We start from the raw sequence: 2,730 nt of genomic DNA on the forward strand, positions 1-2,730 counted from the left end.
CGGCCGCCGGCGTAACCCTGCTCGACCGTCGGGTGCCATCGGAGATCAGCTCGGGGTAACGCCGAGGGGTGCCCTACGCCTAGTTATCTAGCCCTGAAACAAGCGAACCCGGCGCGAGTGGAGCGCTGATCGGGCGGCTGAGCGGCCTGGGCGCTCGATGAACGGCGAGGTTCGTGGCGACGATGCTTGGTGACCCGACACCGCAGGGAATCGGCGCGGTGATCGAGCGCGACGAGCCGTTCTCGGGGTCGTCGAGCACAGCCGGCGTGCCGGCTGTGGCTCCGCTCGGGCCGGGGACGCGCTACAAGGCGTCGAGGAGTCGGAAGAAGACGTCGAGCGAGGGGTTCCATGCGAGGACGCGCCAGCGCACCTGGCGGCCGCCGGTCACGATCTGGCAGGGAATGTCGATGAAGGCGTGGCGGAAGGTGCGGAACTCCATCGCCAGCAGCTGCCGACGCTGCTCGTGGTGGGTCTTCGCCCAGCGGGGAGTCACCGGCAGCAGCAGCGCGCACCACGCCTTCACGCTCCATGCGAGGGCGGCCATCACCATGTAGGCCCAGTTGGCCACGAGCGTGTTTACCGGGGCGTGCAGGGCGCGGACCTGACCCTTCAGCTGGGAGATCAGGTTTTCCTGGTCGCAGCGTCGGCGGGCCTCCATGACGACCTCGTCGACGCTGGTGGTCTGCGTCGGCAGGTTGGTGATGTAGAAAAACCAGCGGTGCTCGTGGAACAGCACGTTCTCGCCGCGCTCGACCGAGAGGTCTTTGCGCAACGCCACGACCCGGTAGTCGCGCTTGCAGGCACGGGGGCGGTAGGTGAACTCGCAGACGTCCTCCCCGGCGGTGCGCAGCACCTTGAACTTCCGCGCCCGCACGATATCGTCTTTCACGCGGCGCCGTTTGGCCCTCGGTCGGGTCTTGATGGCCCGCTCGGCTCGCCTCACAAGCTCGTGGAACATCTCGTCGTCGATGCCTTCGGCCTTGTCGACGAGGTTCTGCCGGGCGTCGAAGCCGAAGACGAAGTGCACCCCGTCGGCGTCCCAACGGTCGAAGTTGGCGGTGAGGGCGTAGTCGGTGTCGCCGCGCAGCAGCACGCCTGAGAACCCCGCCTCGCGCACCAAGGCGATGGCCCGATCGAAGAGGTCGGCCGCCCCCTCGTGGGAGGGCCGGTTGGCCCCGGACTCGTTGAAGTACAGCGGTTCTTTGGTGTTGGCCAGGTTCACCACGAGCGACGAGTAGCCCCAGACACCGTTGTAGGCGATGTCCATTCCCTCCTTGCAGGACCCGTCGGTGGGCACGATCGAGGCGTCGGCGTCGATCACGGCGCGCTGCGCGAAGAAGGAGGGGGGCTGGGCGGCCCAGACCCGCAGGCGTGCCCGGTTGATCGCCTCCTGGAGCGCCATCACGTCCTCGGCGTCGAAACGCCGGCAGAAGTCGCCCGCCGTGGTCGGATCGGGCAGGCTGGCTGCCCCGATGCCGTCTAAGAACACCCGGTCACCTCGCCGGGCCTCGATGTCGTCGAGGGTGGCGCCGCCGCACAGGGCGTTGTAGGCGATGTTGAGCACGTGGTCGGACTCTGTGTACGGCCGGTGGATCTTGAGCAGCTCGAGCGAGGCGTCGATCTCGTGTGCCAACCCCACGTGGTCGACCAGGCGGACGATCGCACCCATGCCGCCGTGGGCGACCGCCTTGGTGCGCTCGGCGAGCTCGTAGGAGATGTTCGCCCGGCCGAGCACGGGGCCCGAGGTGTTGGGCGCCACCGCGGTGGCGAGGCGCCTCGTGATCTGCCGCCGCTCTCGCTCGAGGGTCCGTCTCAGTCGTCGGTCCGTGGCCATCTCCGAGTATGCCAACTCGGAGAACGCCGGTGTGGGATGCTGCCTGCGATGACGACGGCACCACAGGCACAGCGACTGGCCTCCTACGAGCGCCGCTACCGCGACCTCGCCCGGCAGCTCTCGCAGATCGGCTGGATCGCGTCGGGCAGCGTGGCGGCGCGCCCCGAGCGCTGCGGCAAGGCCAACTGCGCCTGCCGCCTCGACCCCGCGCGGATGCACGGGCCGTACTGGCACTTCACCGCCAAGGTCAACGGCAAGACGGTGAACAAGCGCCTGAGCGAGCACGACGCCCACCTCTACGAGGAATGGATCGCCAACGACCGCACAGTGCGCTCCCTACTTGCCGAGATGCGCGAGATCGCGGCCAAAGCCCAGGCCCTCATCCTCGCCGATGAGGCCTCCGGCCCCGCCCGGCAACGGGCGAGCACACCTTCACCTGAAACCCGCCCGACAGCCTCCCGGCACTCGGGCTGAAACGCCCCAAACACAACGCAATTCGGCTACCGAACCCGCCTCGGACGCGTTCGTACGCTTGTTTCAGGGCTAATCGGCACTCGTCCGTCGTACACGCCGCGTTCGGCGGACAGTGACAGCAGAGATGCAGCACGCTTCTACCGTCATGCCGACGGATGTCGTGCGTTGAAGGCTCGATGGTTCCGGTCGGATCCCAAGAAGGTGGTGAAGTCTCATCTCGACGAGACCCCGACGGTCGTGCGCCCGGCGGCGACCGGCCGGCTACAGGCCACTCAGGGTGGAAGTATCGACTGCCTCGTGTCAACTCCCGCCTTCAGGTTAGGCACGATCTTCGGTCGACTTCAGAGGTGTACGGTCACCTCTTCGCCGGTATCCAAGAAGACCTCACCCAAGGCCTTGACGGACTACGCACCAGCCAAGTC

General features: G+C 67.5%; 2 protein-coding genes. One reads left to right on the top strand and one right to left on the bottom strand.

Annotated elements, in window-relative coordinates; all coding sequences use genetic code 11:
- Positions 1-301: 301 nt before the first annotated feature.
- Positions 302-1,834, bottom strand: a complete 1,533-nt coding sequence (locus tag VNF71_13975; GenBank protein ID HVA75662.1) for an IS1380 family transposase — start codon at positions 1,832-1,834, stop codon at positions 302-304.
- A gap of 48 nt (positions 1,835-1,882) precedes the next feature.
- Here VNF71_13975 and VNF71_13980 point away from each other — a divergent pair, with 48 nt between their 5' ends.
- The gene (locus VNF71_13980; protein ID HVA75663.1) at positions 1,883-2,308 is read left to right on the top strand and encodes a DUF6788 family protein; all 426 of its coding nucleotides are present in this window, start codon (positions 1,883-1,885) and stop codon (positions 2,306-2,308) included.
- The last annotated feature ends 422 nt before the right edge of the window (positions 2,309-2,730 follow it).

The organism is Acidimicrobiales bacterium, assembly GCA_035533095.1.
Taxonomy (GTDB): domain Bacteria; phylum Actinomycetota; class Acidimicrobiia; order Acidimicrobiales; family Palsa-688; genus DATLUM01.